Source organism: Actinomycetospora soli (genome assembly GCF_021026295.1).
GTDB lineage: Bacteria > Actinomycetota > Actinomycetes > Mycobacteriales > Pseudonocardiaceae > Actinomycetospora > Actinomycetospora soli.
Genome location: NZ_JAJNDA010000009.1, coordinates 25,048 through 42,667 on the forward strand (window position 1 = coordinate 25,048; position 17,620 = coordinate 42,667).

Genomic DNA, 17,620 nt, shown 5'->3' on the forward strand with positions numbered 1-17,620 from the left:
GATACCCCGCGACCGCACACGTGACGCCGATGACACGGACGAGTCCGCTCACCGGCGCGTCGGCCGCGTCGGCAGGGCCCGCACGAGGGGCAGGACCCGGGCCGGAACCCGCTCGGTCAACGAGATCTCCGACTGCGTCCGCTCCACCCCGGGGGAGGCCAGCACACCTTGGATCACCTGCTCGAGGTGGGCGTTGTCGCGGGCGACCACCCGGCACCAGAGGTCGCCGTCGCCGGTGATCGAGTGGGCCTCCACCACCTCCGGGATCGACGCCAGGTGCTCGGCCACCGCGTCGAGCCGGCCCTGCGCGATGTGCAGCGTGACGAACGCGAGGACCCCGTACCCGAGCGCCGACGGGGCGACGCGGGGCGCGAAGCCGGTGATGACGCCCGCCTCCTGCAGCCGCTCGAAGCGGGCCTGGACGGTGCCGCGGGCGACGCCCAGGGAGCGGGCGTGCTCCCGCAGGCCCACGCGGGGGCGTTCCAGCAGCGCGAGGAGCAGCGCGCGGTCGAGGTCGTCCAGGGTCATCCGCGTCTCCCGGCTGGTCCAACGGTCCGCCCGTGGCCGTCGTCGATCGCACTGAACTGTACCAACGGCTCAGATCATTCCGGATCGCTTGGACCACTGGCGAGTAGGTGGCTAGCTTCTCGGACCATCCGAGCACGAACACCCGGGCGGACCGGCGCCGGCGATCCCGACGGCGGGTCCCGTCCCGCCCCGATCGGAGGTCGCCACCATGACCCTCGACCTTCCCGCCCGCCCCGCACCCCGCGTGGCGCCGCAGGCCCCCGCCGCCCGTCCGTTCACCCTGCGCGACCGGTACACCGAGACCGACGGCACCGTGCAGCTGACCGGGGTCCAGGCCCTCGTACGCCTGCCGATGGACCAGCGCCGGGCCGACGCCGCGGCCGGCCTGCACACCGGGGGCTACGTCTCGGGGTACGAGGGCTCGCCGCTCGCGGGCTACGACCTCGAGCTCGCCCGGCAGCGTGAGCTGCTCGACGCCCACGGTGTCGTGTTCGCGCCCGGGCTGAACGAGGAGATCGCGCTGACCGCCGTGCAGGGCGGCCAGCTCGCGCCGTCGACCGGCGCGCTGCGCGAGGACGTCGCGGACGGCATCACCGGCTACTGGTACGGCAAGGCGCCCGGCCTCGACCGCGCCACCGACGCGCTGCGGCACGCCAATCTCTCCGGGACCTCGCGGTACGGCGGTGCCCTGGCGATCGTCGGTGACGACCCGGCCGCGAAGTCCTCGTCGGTCCCCTGCGCCTCCGAGGCCGCCCTCGCCGACATGGCGCTGCCGGTCCTCTACCCGGCCGACGTGCAGGACGTCCTCGACCTCGGCCGGCACGCGGTGGAGCTCTCCCGCGTCTCCGGGCTCTGGGTCGGGTTCAAGATGGTCACCGCCGTCGCCGACGGGTCCGGCACCGCCGTCGTCGCGCCGGACCGCGTCCTCCCGGTCCTCCCCGACGTCACGTTCGACGGCCGGCCGTTCCGGCACGAGCCGCACGCGAAGCTCCTCGGTCCCCGCCTCGCCCCGCTCGAGCGCGACCTGCACGCGAAGCGGCTCGTCGTCGCCCGCCGGTACGCGGCCGCGAACGGGCTGAACACGATCGTCGGGTCCGGCCCGGCGAGGATCGGGATCGTCGCGGCCGGCAAGTCCTGGCTCGACCTCCGTCAGGCCCTCACGACCCTGGGGCTGGACGACCGCGAGCTCGCCCGCCGCGGGGTGCGCCTGCTGCGCGTCGGCATGCCCTGGCCGCTGGAGGACGGCGTCGTCGACCGCTTCGCCGACGGCCTGGACGAGATCGTCGTCGTCGAGGAGAAGCGGGCGTTCCTGGAGACCCAGATCAAGGACCGGCTCTACGGGCGGACCGGGGCGCCGGCGGTGCACGGCAAGCGCGGGCCGGACGGTCGTCCGCTGTTCGCCGAGCACGGCGACCTCGACCCGGACGCGGTGGCCCTCGGGCTGGCGTCGCGTCTGACCGGCATCCCGGGCGTCGAGGCGTGGGAGACCAGTCGTCGGGAGCGGCGCACCCGTATCGACCTCCCGCTCGCGGGCGCGACGCGCAACCCGTACTTCTGCTCCGGCTGCCCGCACAACACCTCGACGACGACCGCGCCCGAGGGCTCGCTCGTCGGCGCCGGCATCGGCTGCCACACGATGGTCATGCTCATGCCGGAGGCCCAGGTCGGCGAGGTCACGGGCATCACGCAGATGGGCGGCGAGGGCGCGCACTGGCTCGGCACCGAGCCGTTCGCCGATCCGGCGAAGGCCGCGCACTGGGTGCAGAACATGGGCGACGGCACCTTCCACCACTCCGGCAGCCTCATGGTCCGCGCGGCCGTCGCCGCGGGAGCGCACGTGACGTTCCGCCTGCTGCGCAACGGCGCGGCGGCGATGACCGGCGGGCAGGACGCGGTCGGCGAGCTGTCGATGCCGCAGCTGGTGCGGGTGCTGCTCGACGAGGGCGTCGCCCGGGTGATCGTGACGACCGAGGACACGGCTCGCTACCGGCGCGTGAGGCTCGCGAAGGGCGTGCCGGTCTGGGACCGCTCGCGCATCGACGAAGCGCAGGAGCTGCTCGCGGCCACTCCCGGGGTCACCGTCCTGATCCACGACCAGGAGTGCGCGGCGCAGAAGCGGCGCAAGCGCAAGCGCGGGAAGCTGGCCGACCCGACCACGCGCGTGGTCATCAACGAGCGGGTGTGCGAGGGCTGCGGCGACTGCGGGCAGACCTCGAACTGCCTGTCGGTGACGCCGGTGGACACCGAGTTCGGCCGCAAGACCCGCATCCACCAGGCGTCCTGCAACAAGGACTACTCCTGCCTCGACGGCGACTGCCCGGCGTTCACCGTCGTCGAGCCGGGCGGGGACCGCGTGGCCGCGGCCGTCGAGCCGCTGGGCGCGGACGTGCTGCCGGCGCCGCGGCGGTCCGTTCCCGACGACGCCGTGGTCCGGCTGGCGGGCATCGGCGGCACGGGCGTCACCACGATCGCCCAGGTGCTGGCCGCCGCCGCCCGGATCGCCGGCCGACCGACCCGCGGGCTCGACCAGACCGGGCTCGCGCAGAAGGGCGGCGCGGTCGTCTCCGACGTCAAGATCGGCGACGGCGAGCTCGCCGGCCGCGCAGCCGAGGGGGAGTGCGACCTCTACCTGGGCGCCGACCTGCTCGTCGCGGCCGACCCGGCGTACCTGAGGGCGGCCTCGTCGTCGCGCACGGTCGGCGTCGTGTCGAGCGCGAAGATCCCGACCGGCGACCAGGTGGTCGACCCGACGGTGACCTACCCGCCCGTGGACGCGGTGCTGGGTCGCATCCGCGGGGCCGTGCGGACCGACGTCGGCGCGGTGCTCGACGCCCGGGCGCTCGCCGAGGCCCTCTTCGGCGACGACCAGTTCGCCCTGACGATCCTGCTCGGGGCGGCCCACCAGCTCGGGGCGCTCCCGCTGCCGGCCGCCGCGGTGGAGGCGGCGTTCGAGCTCAACGGTGCGGCCGTCGAGAAGAACGTGCAGGCGTTCCGGCGGGGCCGCCAGTCGGTCGCGGACCCGACCGCGTTCGCCGCGGTCGTCGAGGCGGCGACCCGTCCGGCGTCGGACGGTGTCCCCGGCCTGACGACGGCGGGTGCGGCCGCGGCGGCGGAGATCGTCGCCGCGATCGGGGCGCCGACCGGGTCGGAGCTGGAGCGGCTGGTGTCGGTCCGGGTGCCGGAGCTCGTCGCCTACCAGGACGCCGCGTACGCGCGGTCGTACGCCGACGTGGTGCGCGGGCTGGTCGACGGGCCCGCCCGGCTGGCCGAGGCGGTGGCGGTCGGGCTGCACAAGCTGATGGCCTACAAGGACGAGTACGAGGTCGCCCGGCTCTCGCTCGACCCGGCCTTCGGGGCGTCGGTACGGGCGGAGTTCGGGGCCGACGCGCGGATCTCGTGGAAGCTGCACCCGCCGTCGCTGCGGGCGATGGGGCTGCGCCGGAAGCTGACGCTCGGGCCGTGGTTCCGGCCGGGGTACGTCTCGCTGCGCGCGCTGCGTCGGCTGCGGGGGACCCCGCTCGACCCGTTCGGGCGCGCCGAGGTCCGGCGGGTCGAGCGTGAGCTGGTGGGCGAGTACCGGGCGCTGGTCCCGCGGTTGGCGGAGCTCGCGGCCGCCGGGGAGGTCGACCGGGCGGCGCGGGTCGCGGCCCTGCCGGACATGGTCCGCGGCTACGAGGACATCAAGCTCGCCAACGTCGCGCGCTACCGGGAGGCCCTCGCCGACGAGGGGCTCTGAGCCCCGGCGGCGAAGTCGAGCCACCAGCGGCGCAGGGACCGGCCGAGCGGCTCGACGTCGTCGTCCCAGGACGCCCCGGCCAGCATCGGGGCGTCCTGCCAGGCCTCGCGGCCGCCGAAGAGGAACGGCAGCTCGATGGCGTGGCAGGCCCCGAGACCGGACCCGGGCGCCGACCACGTGAAGCGGTAGGTGCTCACCGTGGTGCCGGCGGCCGCGGCGCGGGTGGCCAGGCGCTGCGCCGGCGCGGTGAACACCCGCTGCGTGGCGAGGCGCGACCCGACGTCGACCAGGGTCGGGAACCGCCGCCGGAGCCGCCGGAGCCCCGGGGCGATGTGGACGAAGGTGTTCGCCTCGTCCGCCGTCGTCCCGATGATCATCGGGTGGCCGGAGTGTGCGGCGGCCACCCACGGGTCGGCGGCGGCCACCCCGACCAGCGGCTCGATGCCGGCGACGGGTGTGAACGCGGGCGCCGAGTTGATCCCGCCGGGGCCGGCGTGCCGGACCATGGCACGGCGCTGCGCCTCGAGCAGGTCGTCGATCGGCACGGTCCGCGGGTCGGCGCCCGCCAGGGCGTCGCGCACGTACCCCGCCACCCGGGCCGCGGTGCGGTCGGTGCCGAGCCCGAGTCCGAGCTGGCCGGACTGGAGGACGACCCGCTGGAACAGGCCGCGCAGCGCGGGTGCGCCCATGAGGCAGGTGATCGCGTGGGCGCCCGCCGACTCTCCGACGAGGGTGACCGCCCCCGGGTTCCCGCCGAACGCCCCCACGTGGGTGCGGATCCAGCGCAGCGCGGCCGCGAGGTCGGCGAGGCCGAGGTTGCCGGGTGAGACCCCGGGCATGCGCAGCCAGCCGAGGATCCCGAGCCGGTAGCCGAGGCTCACGGTCACGACACGGCCCTCGCGGACGAGCCGGGACGTGTCGTACCAGGCCAGGTCGACGCCGCCGATCACGTACGCGCCGCCGTGGATCCACACGAGCACCGGCAGCCGCTCGCCGGGCGCGAGGTCGTCCGGGGCGCGGACCGTCAGGCGCAGGCAGTCCTCGTCCTGGCCGAGGTCGTCGGCGTTCGACGGCCCGGCGATCGCGTCCATCCGCGACGCGAGCTGCGGACACTGCGGGCCGGGGGTGCGGGCGTCGCGGGTGCCGGTCCAGGCGGGCTCCGGCGTGGGCGCGCCGAAGCGCTCCGCCCGGGCGAAGCGCAGGCCGAGGAACTCGACCACCCCGCCGTCGCGGTGGAGCCGGCCCCGGACCGTGCCGGAGGGGGTGTCGACGACGGGTGCGTCCGCGTCGGTCGTGACCGTCACCGCGACGCGTCCCGGGTGTCCCCGCGGGCGGGTCCACCGTCGGTGCCGCCGGTGCGGTCCCCGTGGGTCCCGTCGTCGTCCCGGTCGCCGTGGTCCGCGTCGTCCCGACGTGCCCCGGCGGGCTCGTCGTCGGCCCGGTCGTCGGTCTCGTCGTCGTCGGCCTCGATCACCCGGGGCTCGTCCTCGCGGGCGCGTTCCTCCCGGGCCCACTCCTCCTCGCGACGGCGGCGGTAGGCGGTCTCGTCGTCGTCGTACCCGGTGCCGTCGTCCTGCTCGGAGGGTGACGGCTCCCAGTCCGCCTCGTAGAACTCGGCGTCGACGATGTCGTCGTGGTCGCCCGAGGACATGACGCGGGTGGCGTGCCGGTCGGGGTCGTACGGGGCGCCGTCGTCGGTCGCGGGACCGAGGTCGGGCTCGGGCTCCGGCCCGTCGTCGACGTACCCGCCGGGGTCGGAGCGCCAAGACCGTTCGTCCTCCTCGAGGCGCTCCCGGGCCCGTTGCCCGGCGTACAGCCCGCCGCCGGCGAGCACGCAGAGCACCCCGAACACCGCGAACCCCACGGAGCTCATCAGCACGGCGGTGATCAGGGCGACGACACCGAAGCCGGCCCAGACGATCCCGATGACGACGAGCTTCGGTCGGGGGCCGTCCTGGCGCGGGGTTCCGAACAGGCCCCCGTCGCTCGTCACGTGGTGAAGCCCTCCCGGGCCGCCCGGTCGACGGAGGCCTGGACCTCCTTCTCGGCGGCCGCGCGGCCCACCCACTCGTGGCCCTCGACCGCCTTGTCGGGCTCCAGCGCCTTGTAGACCTCGAAGAAGTGCTGGATCTCCATGCGGTGGTACTGGTCGAGGTGGTGGATGTCGCGCAGGTGCTCCAGGCGCGGGTCGTCCACCGGCACGCAGAGGACCTTGTCGTCGCCGCCGGCCTCGTCGGTCATGCGGAACATGCCGATGGCGCGGCTGCGGACCAGACAGCCCGGGAAGGTCGGCTCCTGCACCAGCACGAGGGCGTCGAGCGGATCGCCGTCCTGCCCGAGGGTGTTCTCGATGAAGCCGTAGTCCGCCGGGTACTGCGTGGCGGTGAACAGCGTCCGGTCCAGCCGGAGCTTGCCGGACTCGTGGTCCAGCTCGTACTTGTTGCGGCTGCCCCGAGGCACCTCGACGAAGACGTCGAAATCCACGACCTGCCCCTCTCGGTCACCGACGGTGGGGAGCCAGTGTGGCGGGTGTGATCCCGCCCGGCCACCCCGGGCGGATCAGGTCGGGGCCTGGCCGATCGTCCGGCCCAACCGGTACCCCAGATCGGCCGCCGCCGACCGACCGGCGGGGTCGAGCGCGGCCCGACCGGGGCCGGCGAGGTAGTCCGGGTCGGGCCCGACGACGGTGATCCCGGCGCCGGTCGTCCGCAGGTCCGCGAGCTCGTCGTCGAGGGACCGCAGGCCCGTGCCGCCGGCCGCGGGGAACGGGACGAGCACGACGACGTGGTCGTACCCGGCCGCCAGGTCGGCGTGGCAGAGCGACGCGACGCCGCCGTCCATGAGGTCACGGTCGCCGATCCGGACCACCGGCCACACGCCGGGCACCGCGCAGCTCGCCGCCACGGCGTCGTCCAGCTCCACCCCGGCGGCGGCGTCGTGGACGACGACCTCGCCCGAGTGCGCGTCGACCGCGGTGACGCGCAGCGGCGTGGTGGGCCACGCGTGCACGGGGAGCCGCGCGGCCACGGCCGCCCGGCGGTCGGCCGACACCGCACGGTCGACGCCGAGGGCGAGCTCGCCGACCTCCCGCCGTGCCGCGCGCGGGTCCGTCGTCGTGGTGGCGGTCATGCGCTCGAACAGCGCGTCGAGGTCGACGGCGCGCGGCAGTTCCGTCGTCGAGGGCGCGCGCTGGGCGGCGAGGGCGTCCGCGAGGTCCCAGTCGGGACCGCGGTCGGCGGCCGCGGCCACGAGCGTGCCGACGACCGACCCCGCGGAGGTCCCGACGACGAGCGCCGGGGCGTCGAGCGCCGCGGCGAGCGGCCCCCCGACGGCCCGCAGCCCGGCCAGGACGCCGATCTCCCAGGCGATGCCGGTGACTCCACCGCCGCCGAGGACCAGGGCCGTCCGACCGGGCTGCGCTGCCGTGCTCATGGGGCGCTGTCCATCAGGCCTGCTTGATGGCCGAGATGTCGAACTCGAGGCCGACCTTGTCGCTCACCAGCACGCCGCCGGTCTCCAGCGCGGCGTTGAAGGTGATGCCGTAGTCCTTGCGGTTGATCGTGGTCGAGCCCTCGAAGCCGGCGCGCTCGTTGCCGAACGGGTCCTTCGCCACGCCGTTCTGCTCGAAGTCGACGGTGATCGAGTTGGTGACGTCGCGGATCGTGAGGTCACCGGTGATGCGCCAGACGTCGTCGGAGACCTTCTCGACCGCGGTCGAGCGGAAGGTGATCTCCGGGTAGACCTCCACGTTGAGGAAGTCGCCGCTCTTGACGTGGCCGTCGCGCTGCTCCTGGCTGGAGTCGAAGCTGGCGGCGGCGATGACGATCTCGGTGGACGACGCGGCCGGGTTCGCCTCGTCGATGACGGCGGTGCCCCGGAACTCGCCGAACGAGCCCCGCACCTTCGTGACCATCGCGTGGCGGGCGGTGAAGCCGATCCGGCTGTGGGCCGGGTCGATCTGGTAGGAGCCGGCCAGGGTCAGCTGCGGGGCGGCGGTCTCGGTCATGGTGTTCTCCAGACGCTTGAAGCATCAACTGATAGGGGTGAGCCTAGCACTCGAGCTTCAAGCTTCAAGTGTCAGGGGTGTGGTGTGGGCCTCGTGCCCACACCGGGAGGGATCAGGCGGCGGCGGTCTCGGGCGCGCCGACCTCGACGGCGCCCGACCAGCGCGTCCGCAGACGGGCGGCGAACGCGGGGGCACCCGCGCCGAGCACGCGCACCACGAGCCGGTCGCCCGCGAGCCCGCTCGCGCTGGTGGCGAAGCGGGCGACCGCCTCGACGTCCCAGGCGCGCGCACGGATCGGCACGATCACCTGCACGCGGGTGGTGGCGAGCAGGACGGCGAGGGCCTGGGCGGTCGCCGGCCAGTGACGCGGCGCCGGGGCGCCGGCCCCCGCGGCCGGCACGAGCACGGCGGCGGCGCCGGCCCGCTCGGCCTCGCGGGCCTCGTCGAGCATGGCGTCGAGATCGCGGCTGCCGCCCGCGGGATCGACGAGCCCGTGGTGGACCGGGTCGAGGGCGACGGTGGCGGGGGTGGAGACGCTGACGGTGGACATGGCGGATGAGGTCCTTCGAACGAGGGTCGCGGAGCGGACGCGCAGGTCAGACGCTCGGGCGACAGAACTCGTCGAAGGCGTCGAGGCGGCGGCTCGGCCAGAACCGCTCCAGATCCTCGGTGCCCACACGCAGTTCCTACACCGCCGACACCCCTCGGTGCCACTCTCGACGTCGTGATCCACCACGCTCTCCTCGACGACATGACCCCGCGGGACCTCCACGACGTGCTCGCCCTGCGGGTCGCCGTGTTCGTCGTGGAGCAGGACTGCGCCTTCCTGGAGATCGACGGCCGGGACCCCGAGGCGGAGCACTGGTGGTCGCGCGGCGCGGACGGCGCGCTCACCGCCTGCCTGCGGGTCCTGGCCGAGGCGGACGGGACCACCCGGATCGGACGGGTGGTCTCCGCTCCGGCCGCCCGCGGGACCGGCGCGGGCGCAGCGCTGTTCGCCGCGGCCCTGGCGACCCTCCCGGGGCCCGTCGTGCTCGGGGCGCAGGTCCGCTCGCAGGGGTTCTACGAGCGGTTCGGCTTCGTCGTCTCCGGTCCGGGCTACGACGAGGACGGCATCCCCCACGTCCCGATGCTCAGGGCCGCCACAGCCGACGCACAGCCGCCGGGCGGACCGTCGGGGACGTGACCGTCCTGCTCGTCCTCCTCGTCGTCGTCGGACTGCTCGCCCTCGCCCTCGGCCGCCGCCCCGGGCGACCCACCGCCGCGGGTCCGGCCGACCTCGCGGACGCCGAGGCGGAGGCCCGCCGCTGGTACGACCGGCTGGGCGGCCAGGTCCTCGCCCTCACCGGCACCGACGAGCCGTCGCGACAGGCCCTCGCCGACGCCGCGGAGCGCTACACGGCCGCGGGCTCCCAGCTCGCCTCCGCCTCGACGCCCGCGCAGTGGCGGCTCGTCACCGACACCGCCCTCGAGGGGCTGCACTTCGTCCGCGCGGCCCGCATCGCGGTGGGCCTCGACCCCGGCCCCGACCTGCCGACGGGGGCCGACCGTGCCCGCGCCGGCACGCTGACCGGGGAACGCGCCGTCGACGTCGGCGGCCGGACCGTGCTCGGCTCGCCCGACCCGTCCGCCCGCACCGCGCACTACTACCCGGGCGGCACCGTCGCCGGGCGCCCGGTGGCCGCGGGCTGGTACTCCGAGCCGTGGTGGAAGCCGATGCTGCTGGGCGGCGTCGGCGCGGTGGGCGGGGTGCTGCTCGCCGACGCGTTGTTCTCGGGCTTCGGCGGCGGTCCCGACGTCGGGTGGGGTGGTCCGGGGTTCGACGCCGCCGGCTGGGGCGGTGATCTCGACGACGGGTTCGACGGCTTCGGCGGCTTCGGCGACGGGTGGTGAGCCGACCGCTCACGTGCCCCTGACCTGCGGTTGACCCGGGCTGGAGGTGCGGCGGAGGCTTCGGGTGGGCGATTTCGGAGAGTGATTACGGGGCTACGTTCCGCGCTCGTCCGGACGGGCTGGCCGTCCGGCGTCGGGGAGAGGAGCTCGTCATGGCGAGCACGTTCCGCAGGATCACCGTCGCGGCCGGCCTCGTGGCCGCCGCCTCCGTCGGGGCCGTCGGGGTCGCGAACGCCGCCCCGGTGGCGCCCGCGCCGCACGGCGGGACCGGCACCACCACCGCGCCGACCGCCCACGCGCACGGCACGAGGGTCCACGCCACGAAGGCGCACGCCATTAAGCACCACACCGCCGGGCACCACGCGGTGCAGGGTCACGCGGCGCCGGCGCACGTGGCGCCCGCCCACCACGGGGTCACCACGAAGCGCTGACCCGGTCCGGCGCCTTGTCGCGCGTTCCCGGCCTCCTCGTCCCGCCTTGTCGTGGTGAATCGCAACGACAAGGTGGGGGTGCACTGTGGGTTCCCCGCGACAAGGTGTGCCGGCGCAGGGACGTCACCGCAGGTCGGGCACGTCCCAGCCCGTGGTGCCGGCTGCGGACCCCACGTCCTGCAGGTCCGCGACCGAGAGCAGGCCCAGGTAGTCGACGAGGTCGGCCGCGATCTCGCGGTCGTCCGCCCCGAGCACCCGACCGTCCGCACCGACGAGCAGGAGCCCGTCGTCGCCCTCGCCGAGCGGCCAGCGCCCGACCATTTCCCGCTCGCCCGCGAGTTCGCCCGCCCGCCGGAGCGGGCAGAACACCCGGGCGGGGAACAGGGTCGGCCCACCCACCTGCGCCGGGTCGGCCTGGCCGTCGGTGAGCGCGTACACCGCGCGGACCGGGTCGGGCAGGGCGAACCCCACGGCCTGCTCCGCGGCCGCGATCGCGCTCGGCGCGGCGCCGGGGCGCAGGACCGGTGACGGGTCCCGGCCGCGGGTCCGCAGCGTGCCGAGCCAGCGGGACCAGGCCGCGCGGACCTCGTCGTCGGGGACGCCGCCGCGGGCGGTGCCGCGGGGCCGGTCGGAGAGCGGCTGCCGGCCGTCGGTCACCGGCGGGTCTCCCGCCGGCCCGCGGGCTCGTCGTCGACGAAGCGCAGCAGCGCGTCCATGCCCTCCGGGGCAGTGCCCTGCGCGAACCGCACGCCCTGGCGGGCCCCGTCGTCGTCGTCCACGGTGACCTCGTAGGAGAAGCCGTCACGCAGCGCCGGGGCGACGGGGCCGGACCGCTCGCGGAACGAGCAGCCCGCGACGAGCGTGCGCAGCGCCTCGGTGCGGGCGTCGTCGAGGTCGGCGGCGTCGAGGGTCGTCGTCACGACCATCCCGGCGATCCCGCCCGCCCGCACCACGGTCACCCTCATCGCGGGTCCGGGGTGGGCACGACCTTCACCGCGTCCCACCCGCCGCGCACCGCGTCGTGCTCGCGCGAGCCGTCGCCGTAGCGCTCCGCGGCGACCGCGACGGTGGCCGCGGCGGCGTCCGCGAACTGCGCGTTCGCCCGCAGCCGCTCGGTGAGCACCGTGTACCAGACCGGCCCGACCGTCTCCCACGCGTTCCCGCCGAGGGTGCGCGCCGCCTCGGCGAACGCGCGGTTGGGGATGCCGGAGTTGATGTGGACGCCGCCGGAGTCGTTGCGCGGGTCGTCGTCGACCGGGAGGTCGCGGTAGGAGTCCATGTCGGCCGGCTGGTCGTCCCCGGTGTACGCGGTGCCCGGCGCGAGCATGCTGCGCAGCGCGGTCCCGAGCGAGGGCTCGAGCGCGCCCGCGCCGATCAGCCAGTCCGAGGTCGCCGCGTCGATGCCTCCGGCCCGCTGCTTGACGAGGATGCCGAAGACGTCGGAGAAGGACTCGTTGAGCGCGCCGCTCTGGGCCTCGTAGACCAGGTTCGCGGTGTACTGGGTGACCCCGTGGGTCAGCTCGTGGGCGATGACGTCGAGCGAGCGGGTGAGGGCGCCGGCGACGAACGTGCCGCCCCCGCCGTCGCCGTAGACCATCTGCTCGCCGGTCCAGAACGCGTTGTCGTAGCGCTGTCCGAAGTGCACCGACGACACCAGATCCAGCCCGCGCCCGTCGATCGACTCGCGGGCGAACACGTCGCGGTAGAAGGCGACCGTGGTCGCGGCGTTGTCGTAGGCCTCGTTCACCGCGGTGTCCGACGAGGGCGGGTCGCCGTCCGTGCGGAGCCGGCGGCCGGGCAGCGCGGACTCCTCGCCGCCCTCGACGTCGAAGACCGTGTTCGCGGTGACGCCCGGCCGGTCCGGCGGCACCGCCGCGCCCTGCTCGCGCAGCGCCCGCGCGACCGCGATGCGGCGACCGCGGAGGCGCTCGGAGACCCGCTGCGTCTCCAGCGCCGCCTCGCGGGCGGCCGCCGACCCGGACTCGGCCAGGCGCAGCAGGAGGGACGGGGGCGCGATCGCGCACAGGTGCATGGCACGCAATGTGGCACACCGCACCGACGGCCCGGCACCGCTGATCAGGAGACCCCTACGCGGTACCGCGCGTAACACGAACCGATCGCCCCGCTCCGGTTCCGTAGCGTGGGAGGACGTGGTGGCCCCTCCGGCCGACTGGACGATCGACCGTCTGGCGGCGCACGCCGGGATGACGGTGCGCAACGTCCGCGCGCACGCCGCCCGCGGCCTGCTCCCACCGCCCCGGATGCAGGGCCGGACCGGCTTCTACGGCGCCGACCACCTCGCCCGTCTCGACCTCATCACGCACCTCCAGGCCGAGGGCTTCTCGCTCGCCGCGATCGAGCGCCTCGTCGAGGCGACCCCGAACCAGTCCGCCGAGCGGGCGCTCTCGCAGTACCTGGAGATGCTCACGCCCTGGCGCGCCGAACCGCCGGTGGAGCTCACCCGCGAGGAGTTCGGCTCGTGGCTCGGGGACGAGCCCGCCTCCTTCGCCGCCCTCGTGGCGGCCGGGATGGTCGAGGAGCTCGCCGACGACCGCATCCGCGTGCACAGCCCGGAGATGGTGCGCGCCGGGGTGGAGGCGGCCGCGCTGGGCCTGCCCGTCGAGGCGCTGCTGCGCACCCGGGAGACCGTGCTCGCCCACCTCGACGAGGTCGCCGACGGCTTCGTCGACCTCTTCCGGCGCACCGTCTGGCAGGAGTTCGTCGCGGCCGGCCTGCCGCCGGAGCGGCTCGACGACGTCCGGCACGCGGTGACCGACCTGCAGCCGATCGCGGCCCGGACGGTCATGTCGGCGTTCCGCGAGACGATGCCCCGCGCGGTCGGGGAACTGGTCCGCGAGGCCTCGCAGATCCTCGAGGACGGCGGCGGCGACCCCATGTGACATCCCGGGATGTCATATGACACCCGAGGATGTTTTGATCTGCCTCACAGCGGACATCCCGGCGCCACGCTCCCCGGCTCACCCGTCGGGACGCGTCGCAGGGACCGGTCAGTGGCGATACGGAGGCGGTCGTGAACGAGGCGTCGGCGAAGCTCCCCCGACCGGTCCAGCGGCTCCGTGCCGCGGCGTCCCGGTTCACCACCCCGCTGTTACCGGACGACTACCTCACCCTGCTCAACCCGCTGTGGTCCGCGCGTGAGCTGCGGGGCAAGGTCGTCAAGGTCGTGCAGGAGACCGACGACGCCGCCACCCTCGTCATCAAGCCCGGCTGGGGCTGGTCGTTCGACCACCAGGCGGGCCAGTACGTCGGCATCGCGGTGCAGGTCGACGGCCGCTTCCACTGGCGGTCCTACTCCCTGACCTCCCCGCCCAAGCGCGACGCGGGGCACCTGTCGGTGACCGTCAAGGCGCAGCCCGAGGGTTTCCTGTCCCAGCACCTCGTCCGCGGCGTCGCGCCCGGCACGATCGTGCGCCTGGCGCCCCCGCAGGGCGACTTCGTCCTCCCCGACCCGCCGCCGAAGAAGATCCTCTTCCTGACCGCGGGGTCGGGCATCACGCCGATCATGGCGTTCCTGCGCACCCTCGACCGGCGCGCGACGATGCCCGACGTCGTCGTCGTGCACTCCGCGCCGGACCCCGAGCACTTCCTGTTCTCCGACGAGCTGGACGAGATGGAGGCGAAGCACGGCAGCCTCACCGTCGTCCGGCGCCACACCCGCGAGGACGGGCACCTCGACCTGGACGCGCTGCACGAGGTGTGCGCCGACTGGGCCGAGCGCGAGGCCTGGGTGTGCGGGCCGAACGAGATGCTCGACGAGGCCGAGCGGGTGTGGGGCGAGGCCGAGCTGGACGACCACCTCCACGTCGAGCGGTTCTCGGCGAACCTCGCGGGCGGCGAGGCGGAGGGCGGCACCGTCACGTTCTCGAACTCCGACGCCGAGATCGAGATCGACGGCGCGACGACGCTGCTGGAGGCCGGCGAGCAGGCCGGGCTGCAGCTCCCGTTCGGCTGTCGGATGGGCATCTGCCACACCTGTGTGGTGCCGCTGCGCTCCGGCGTGGTGCGGGACCTGCGCGACGGCACGGAGCACCGCGCCGACGGCACCGGCGGCCAGAGCTGGGACGCCGTGAAGATCCAGACCTGTGTCACCGCGGCAGCGGGCGACTGCGTCGTCGACGCCTGACCCGAGAACGACCCACCGAGAAGGAGAACCGACGTGGCCATCCGGGACGTCAAGGAGTTCGCGCACCTCACCGAGGCGGACGTCGAGGCGCTGGGCCGGGAGTTCGACCAGATCCGGGCCGACATCGAGGAGTCGCGGGGCGACAAGGACGCCGCGTACATCCGGCGGTTGATCACGATCCAGCGGCGGCTCAACGTGGCCGCCCGCGTGATGATGTTCGGCAGCCACCGCCGCGAGCTGTGGTGGGCCGGCGCGATCACGCTCGGCGTGGCCAAGATCCTCGAGAACATGGAGATCGGCCACAACGTCATGCACGGCGAGTGGGACTGGATGAACGATCCGGAGATCCACTCGTCGACGTGGGAGTGGGACAACGTCTGCCCCGCCGACCAGTGGAAGCACTCCCACAACTACCTGCACCACACGTACACGAACGTGATCGGCAAGGACAAGGACGTGGGGTACGAGATCCTCCGCGTCCGCTCCGACCAGCCGTGGCACCCGTACTACCTGACGCAGCCCGTGGTGAACGCGCTGCTCATGACGTTCTTCGAGTACGGCGTCTCGCTGCACGACCTCGACATCGACGGCCTCGTGAAGCTCCGGCTCGAGGACCCCGAGGAGTTCAAGCAGAAGTTCCTCGACATCCTGCGCAAGCAGGCCCGCCAGGTCGGCAAGGACTACGTCCTGTTCCCGGCGCTGACCGGGCCGAACGCGGTGCACACCGCGTCGGCGAACTTCACCGCGAACATCATCCGCAACGTGTGGTCCTACGCGATCATCTTCTGCGGGCACTTCCCCGACGGCGCCGAGGTGTTCACCGAGGAGGAGCTGGAGAACGAGACGCAGGGCGAGTGGTACCTGCGCCAGCTGCTCGGCTCGGCCAACTTCACCGGCAACCGGCTCATGCACATCATGTCCGGGTCGCTGGGCTACCAGATCGAGCACCACCTCTACCCGGACCTGCCGTCGAACCGGTACCCGGAGATCCAGACCCGGGTGCAGGCGCTCTGCGAGAAGTACGAGCTGCCCTACACCACCGGCTCGTTCCCGCGGCAGTTCTGGCAGGCCACCCGTTCGATCTGGCGACTCTCGCTGCCCGCGCGGAAGATCCGCGAGGCGAACCAGCAGCGCATCGACCGCGGCCTCCCGCGCCAGCACGGCAAGATCTCGCCCGGGGGCGCCGAGAACGCGTCGGTCGCGCCGGCCCCGTCGTCGACGCCCGGACACCCGACGTCGGTCTCGCCGGCCGACGCGTGACCGGCGCCGGGGGCGACCCGGCGCACCGCGACCTGCAACGACGCACCAAGGTCGTCCTCGGTGGCTTCGTCGTGGTCGCGAACGTGGTGGGCGCGGCGGTGGTCCTGACCCTCGCGGGCTGGGTGCTGCCGACGCGCTCGCTGGTCACCGACGTCGACGGGGCGGTCGCGGCGAACGTCGCGCTGTTCGCGGCCTACCTCGCCGTCGCCGTGGTGGTCGGCGTGGTCTGGGGGATCGCGTGGAGCCGGGTCCCCCGTCCGCCCGCCGACCCGGCCCCGGCGACGCGCTGGGTCCGCCACCGTCGGGCCACCCGCCGCGTGGTGCTGCGGGTGCCGACCCGGCTCGCCGTCGTGCAGGCCGTGCCGTGGGCCGTGGCGGTCGCGGTGTTCGCGGCCCTGAACGCGGCGTGGTCGCTGCGCCTGGCCCTGGTGGTCGGCTGCGTGGTCGCACTCGGCGGGCTCGCCACCGTCGCGGTCGCCTACCGGCTCTCCGAGCTGGCCCTGCGCCGCGAGGTCGCCCGCGTCCTCGCGTACGACCCGCCGAGCGGCTACCGCCTCTCCGGGGTGGGCGTGCGCTCGGTCGGCGGCTGGGTGCTCGGCACGGGCGTCCCCGCGCTCGGCGTGGCCCTCGTGGCGGCCACGAGCCTGCTGGTCCCCGAGCAGTACACGGTGCGGTCGCTCGGGCTCGCCGTCCTCGTCCTCGCCCTGATCGCCCTGGTGGTGGGCTTCGGCCTGAACGCGCTCACCGCCGCGTCGATCGCCGGCCCGGTGGTCGCGGTGCGCCGCGCGCTCGGACGGGTCGAGAACGGGGACCTCGACGTCACGGTGGCGGTCACCGACGCCACCGAGCTGGGGCTGCTCCAGGCCGGGTTCAACACCATGGCGGGCGGCCTGCGCGAGCGCGACCGCATCCGCGCCCTGTTCGGCCGCCACGTCGGCGAGGACGTCGCGCGCGCCGCCATGGAGGGCGAGCTCGAGCTGGGCGGGGAGGTCCGCGAGGTCGCCGTGCTGTTCGTCGACCTCGTCGGCTCCACCCGCATGGCCCTCGACCGTCCCCCGCAGGAGGTCGTCGAGCTCCTCAACACGTTCTTCGGCGAGGTCGTCGACGCCGTCGAGGCCCACCACGGCTGGATCAACAAGTTCGAGGGCGACGCCGCGCTCGCCGTGTTCGGCACCCCCGGCGACCTTCCCGACCCCGCCGGCTGCGCCCTCGCCGCCGCCCGCGACCTCGCCGCCCGGCTCGATGCACTGGACACGGTCTCGGCGGGCATCGGGGTGTCCGCGGGGCCCGCCGTGGCCGGCAACATCGGCGACGCCCGGCGCTACGAGTACACCGTGATCGGTGACCCGGTGAACGAGGCCGCGCGGCTCACCGACCTGGCGAAGACCGTCCCGGGCTGCGTCGCCGCGTCGGGCGCGGCCCTGGCCCGGGCGAACGACGAGGAGCGCGCCCGCTGGCAGGTGGTGGGCCTGCAGCAGCTCCGCGGCCGGCACGAGGAGACCGAGTACTCCGCGCCCGCCGAGCGGCTCGCGGCCCACGAGCCGTGCGAGCCCGACGCGACCACACCCGGCGTCGGGAACGGGAAGGACCTGGCCGCGCAGGCCTGACCCGGTCGGGTCGAT

The 17,620-nt window shown here is 74.7% G+C and carries 18 protein-coding genes; 8 read left to right on the forward strand and 10 right to left on the reverse strand.

The annotated features are described in order from the left end of the window. Positions 1-48 precede the first annotated feature (48 nt). Complete coding sequence (locus LN037_RS15915) at positions 49-528, reverse strand: Lrp/AsnC family transcriptional regulator (RefSeq protein ID WP_230754296.1); 480 nt, start codon at positions 526-528, stop codon at positions 49-51. A gap of 208 nt (positions 529-736) precedes the next feature. Between LN037_RS15915 and LN037_RS15920 the strand changes: the two genes are divergently transcribed. Further along, positions 737-4,264 (forward strand): indolepyruvate ferredoxin oxidoreductase family protein, encoded by a 3,528-nt coding sequence (locus LN037_RS15920; protein ID WP_230754298.1) that lies wholly within the window; start codon positions 737-739, stop codon positions 4,262-4,264. On the opposite strand, the gene LN037_RS15925 is transcribed toward LN037_RS15920, so the two are convergent. From LN037_RS15925 to LN037_RS15950, 6 genes are all read right to left on the reverse strand, one after another. Next, positions 4,231-5,568, reverse strand: a complete 1,338-nt coding sequence (locus LN037_RS15925; RefSeq protein ID WP_230754300.1) for a carboxylesterase family protein — start codon at positions 5,566-5,568, stop codon at positions 4,231-4,233. The two genes, LN037_RS15920 and LN037_RS15925, sit on opposite strands and share 34 nt — an antisense overlap. Further along, on the reverse strand, positions 5,565-6,257 hold the full coding sequence (locus LN037_RS33665) for a hypothetical protein (RefSeq protein ID WP_230754302.1): 693 nt from the start codon (positions 6,255-6,257) through the stop codon (positions 5,565-5,567). Before LN037_RS33665 ends, LN037_RS15925 begins: the two co-directional genes overlap by 4 nt. Next, positions 6,254-6,748 (reverse strand): inorganic diphosphatase, encoded by a 495-nt coding sequence (locus tag LN037_RS15935; protein ID WP_230754304.1) that lies wholly within the window; start codon positions 6,746-6,748, stop codon positions 6,254-6,256. The genes LN037_RS33665 and LN037_RS15935 overlap by 4 nt, the downstream gene beginning before the upstream one ends. Positions 6,749-6,823: 75 nt before the next feature. Continuing rightward, a complete protein-coding gene (locus LN037_RS15940; protein WP_230754306.1) occupies positions 6,824-7,696 on the reverse strand; it encodes a patatin-like phospholipase family protein in 873 nt (290 codons plus the stop codon). Between the two features lie 13 nt (positions 7,697-7,709). Further along, a complete protein-coding gene (locus LN037_RS15945) occupies positions 7,710-8,270 on the reverse strand; it encodes a YceI family protein (protein ID WP_230754309.1) in 561 nt (186 codons plus the stop codon). A 112-nt stretch (positions 8,271-8,382) separates the two neighbouring features. After that, positions 8,383-8,820: a hypothetical protein gene (locus LN037_RS15950; RefSeq protein ID WP_230754311.1), complete on the reverse strand. Its 438-nt coding sequence runs from the start codon at positions 8,818-8,820 to the stop codon at positions 8,383-8,385. A 174-nt stretch (positions 8,821-8,994) separates the two neighbouring features. On the opposite strand from LN037_RS15950, the gene LN037_RS15955 reads away from it, so the two are divergent. The 3 genes from LN037_RS15955 (at position 8,995) to LN037_RS15965 (ending at position 10,594) form a co-directional block, all read left to right on the forward strand. Continuing rightward, entirely contained in the window at positions 8,995-9,456 is a 462-nt protein-coding gene (locus LN037_RS15955) for a GNAT family N-acetyltransferase (protein WP_230754312.1), read from the forward strand. Continuing rightward, positions 9,453-10,163, forward strand: coding sequence for a hypothetical protein (locus LN037_RS15960; protein ID WP_230754314.1), 711 nt, complete (start codon positions 9,453-9,455; stop codon positions 10,161-10,163). The genes LN037_RS15955 and LN037_RS15960 overlap by 4 nt, the downstream gene beginning before the upstream one ends. Before the next feature lie 152 nt (positions 10,164-10,315). Beyond that, positions 10,316-10,594 carry a hypothetical protein gene (locus tag LN037_RS15965; RefSeq protein WP_230754316.1) on the forward strand — a complete coding sequence of 93 codons (279 nt, stop codon included), beginning with the start codon at positions 10,316-10,318 and terminating at the stop codon, positions 10,592-10,594. Between the two features lie 123 nt (positions 10,595-10,717). On the opposite strand, the gene LN037_RS15970 is transcribed toward LN037_RS15965, so the two are convergent. Genes LN037_RS15970 through LN037_RS15980 form a run of 3 tightly spaced genes read right to left on the reverse strand, consistent with a single transcriptional unit; the run spans position 10,718 to position 12,626 of the window. Continuing rightward, complete coding sequence (locus LN037_RS15970; protein WP_230754318.1) at positions 10,718-11,251, reverse strand: SMI1/KNR4 family protein; 534 nt, start codon at positions 11,249-11,251, stop codon at positions 10,718-10,720. After that, positions 11,248-11,559, reverse strand: a complete 312-nt coding sequence (locus tag LN037_RS15975) for a protealysin inhibitor emfourin (RefSeq protein WP_230754320.1) — start codon at positions 11,557-11,559, stop codon at positions 11,248-11,250. The genes LN037_RS15970 and LN037_RS15975 overlap by 4 nt, the downstream gene beginning before the upstream one ends. Further along, a complete protein-coding gene (locus LN037_RS15980) occupies positions 11,556-12,626 on the reverse strand; it encodes a M4 family metallopeptidase (protein ID WP_230754322.1) in 1,071 nt (356 codons plus the stop codon). The genes LN037_RS15975 and LN037_RS15980 overlap by 4 nt, the downstream gene beginning before the upstream one ends. 118 nt (positions 12,627-12,744) lie before the next feature. On the opposite strand from LN037_RS15980, the gene LN037_RS15985 reads away from it, so the two are divergent. The 4 genes from LN037_RS15985 (at position 12,745) to LN037_RS16000 (ending at position 17,605) form a co-directional block, all read left to right on the forward strand. Beyond that, positions 12,745-13,494 carry a MerR family transcriptional regulator gene (locus tag LN037_RS15985; RefSeq protein ID WP_230754323.1) on the forward strand — a complete coding sequence of 250 codons (750 nt, stop codon included), beginning with the start codon at positions 12,745-12,747 and terminating at the stop codon, positions 13,492-13,494. A gap of 131 nt (positions 13,495-13,625) precedes the next feature. After that, on the forward strand, positions 13,626-14,738 hold the full coding sequence (locus LN037_RS15990; protein ID WP_230754325.1) for a ferredoxin reductase: 1,113 nt from the start codon (positions 13,626-13,628) through the stop codon (positions 14,736-14,738). 33 nt (positions 14,739-14,771) lie between these two features. Beyond that, on the forward strand, positions 14,772-15,998 hold the full coding sequence (locus LN037_RS15995) for a fatty acid desaturase family protein (RefSeq protein WP_230754327.1): 1,227 nt from the start codon (positions 14,772-14,774) through the stop codon (positions 15,996-15,998). Beyond that, positions 15,995-17,605, forward strand: a complete 1,611-nt coding sequence (locus tag LN037_RS16000; RefSeq protein ID WP_230754329.1) for an adenylate/guanylate cyclase domain-containing protein — start codon at positions 15,995-15,997, stop codon at positions 17,603-17,605. The genes LN037_RS15995 and LN037_RS16000 overlap by 4 nt, the downstream gene beginning before the upstream one ends. The last annotated feature ends 15 nt before the right edge of the window (positions 17,606-17,620 follow it).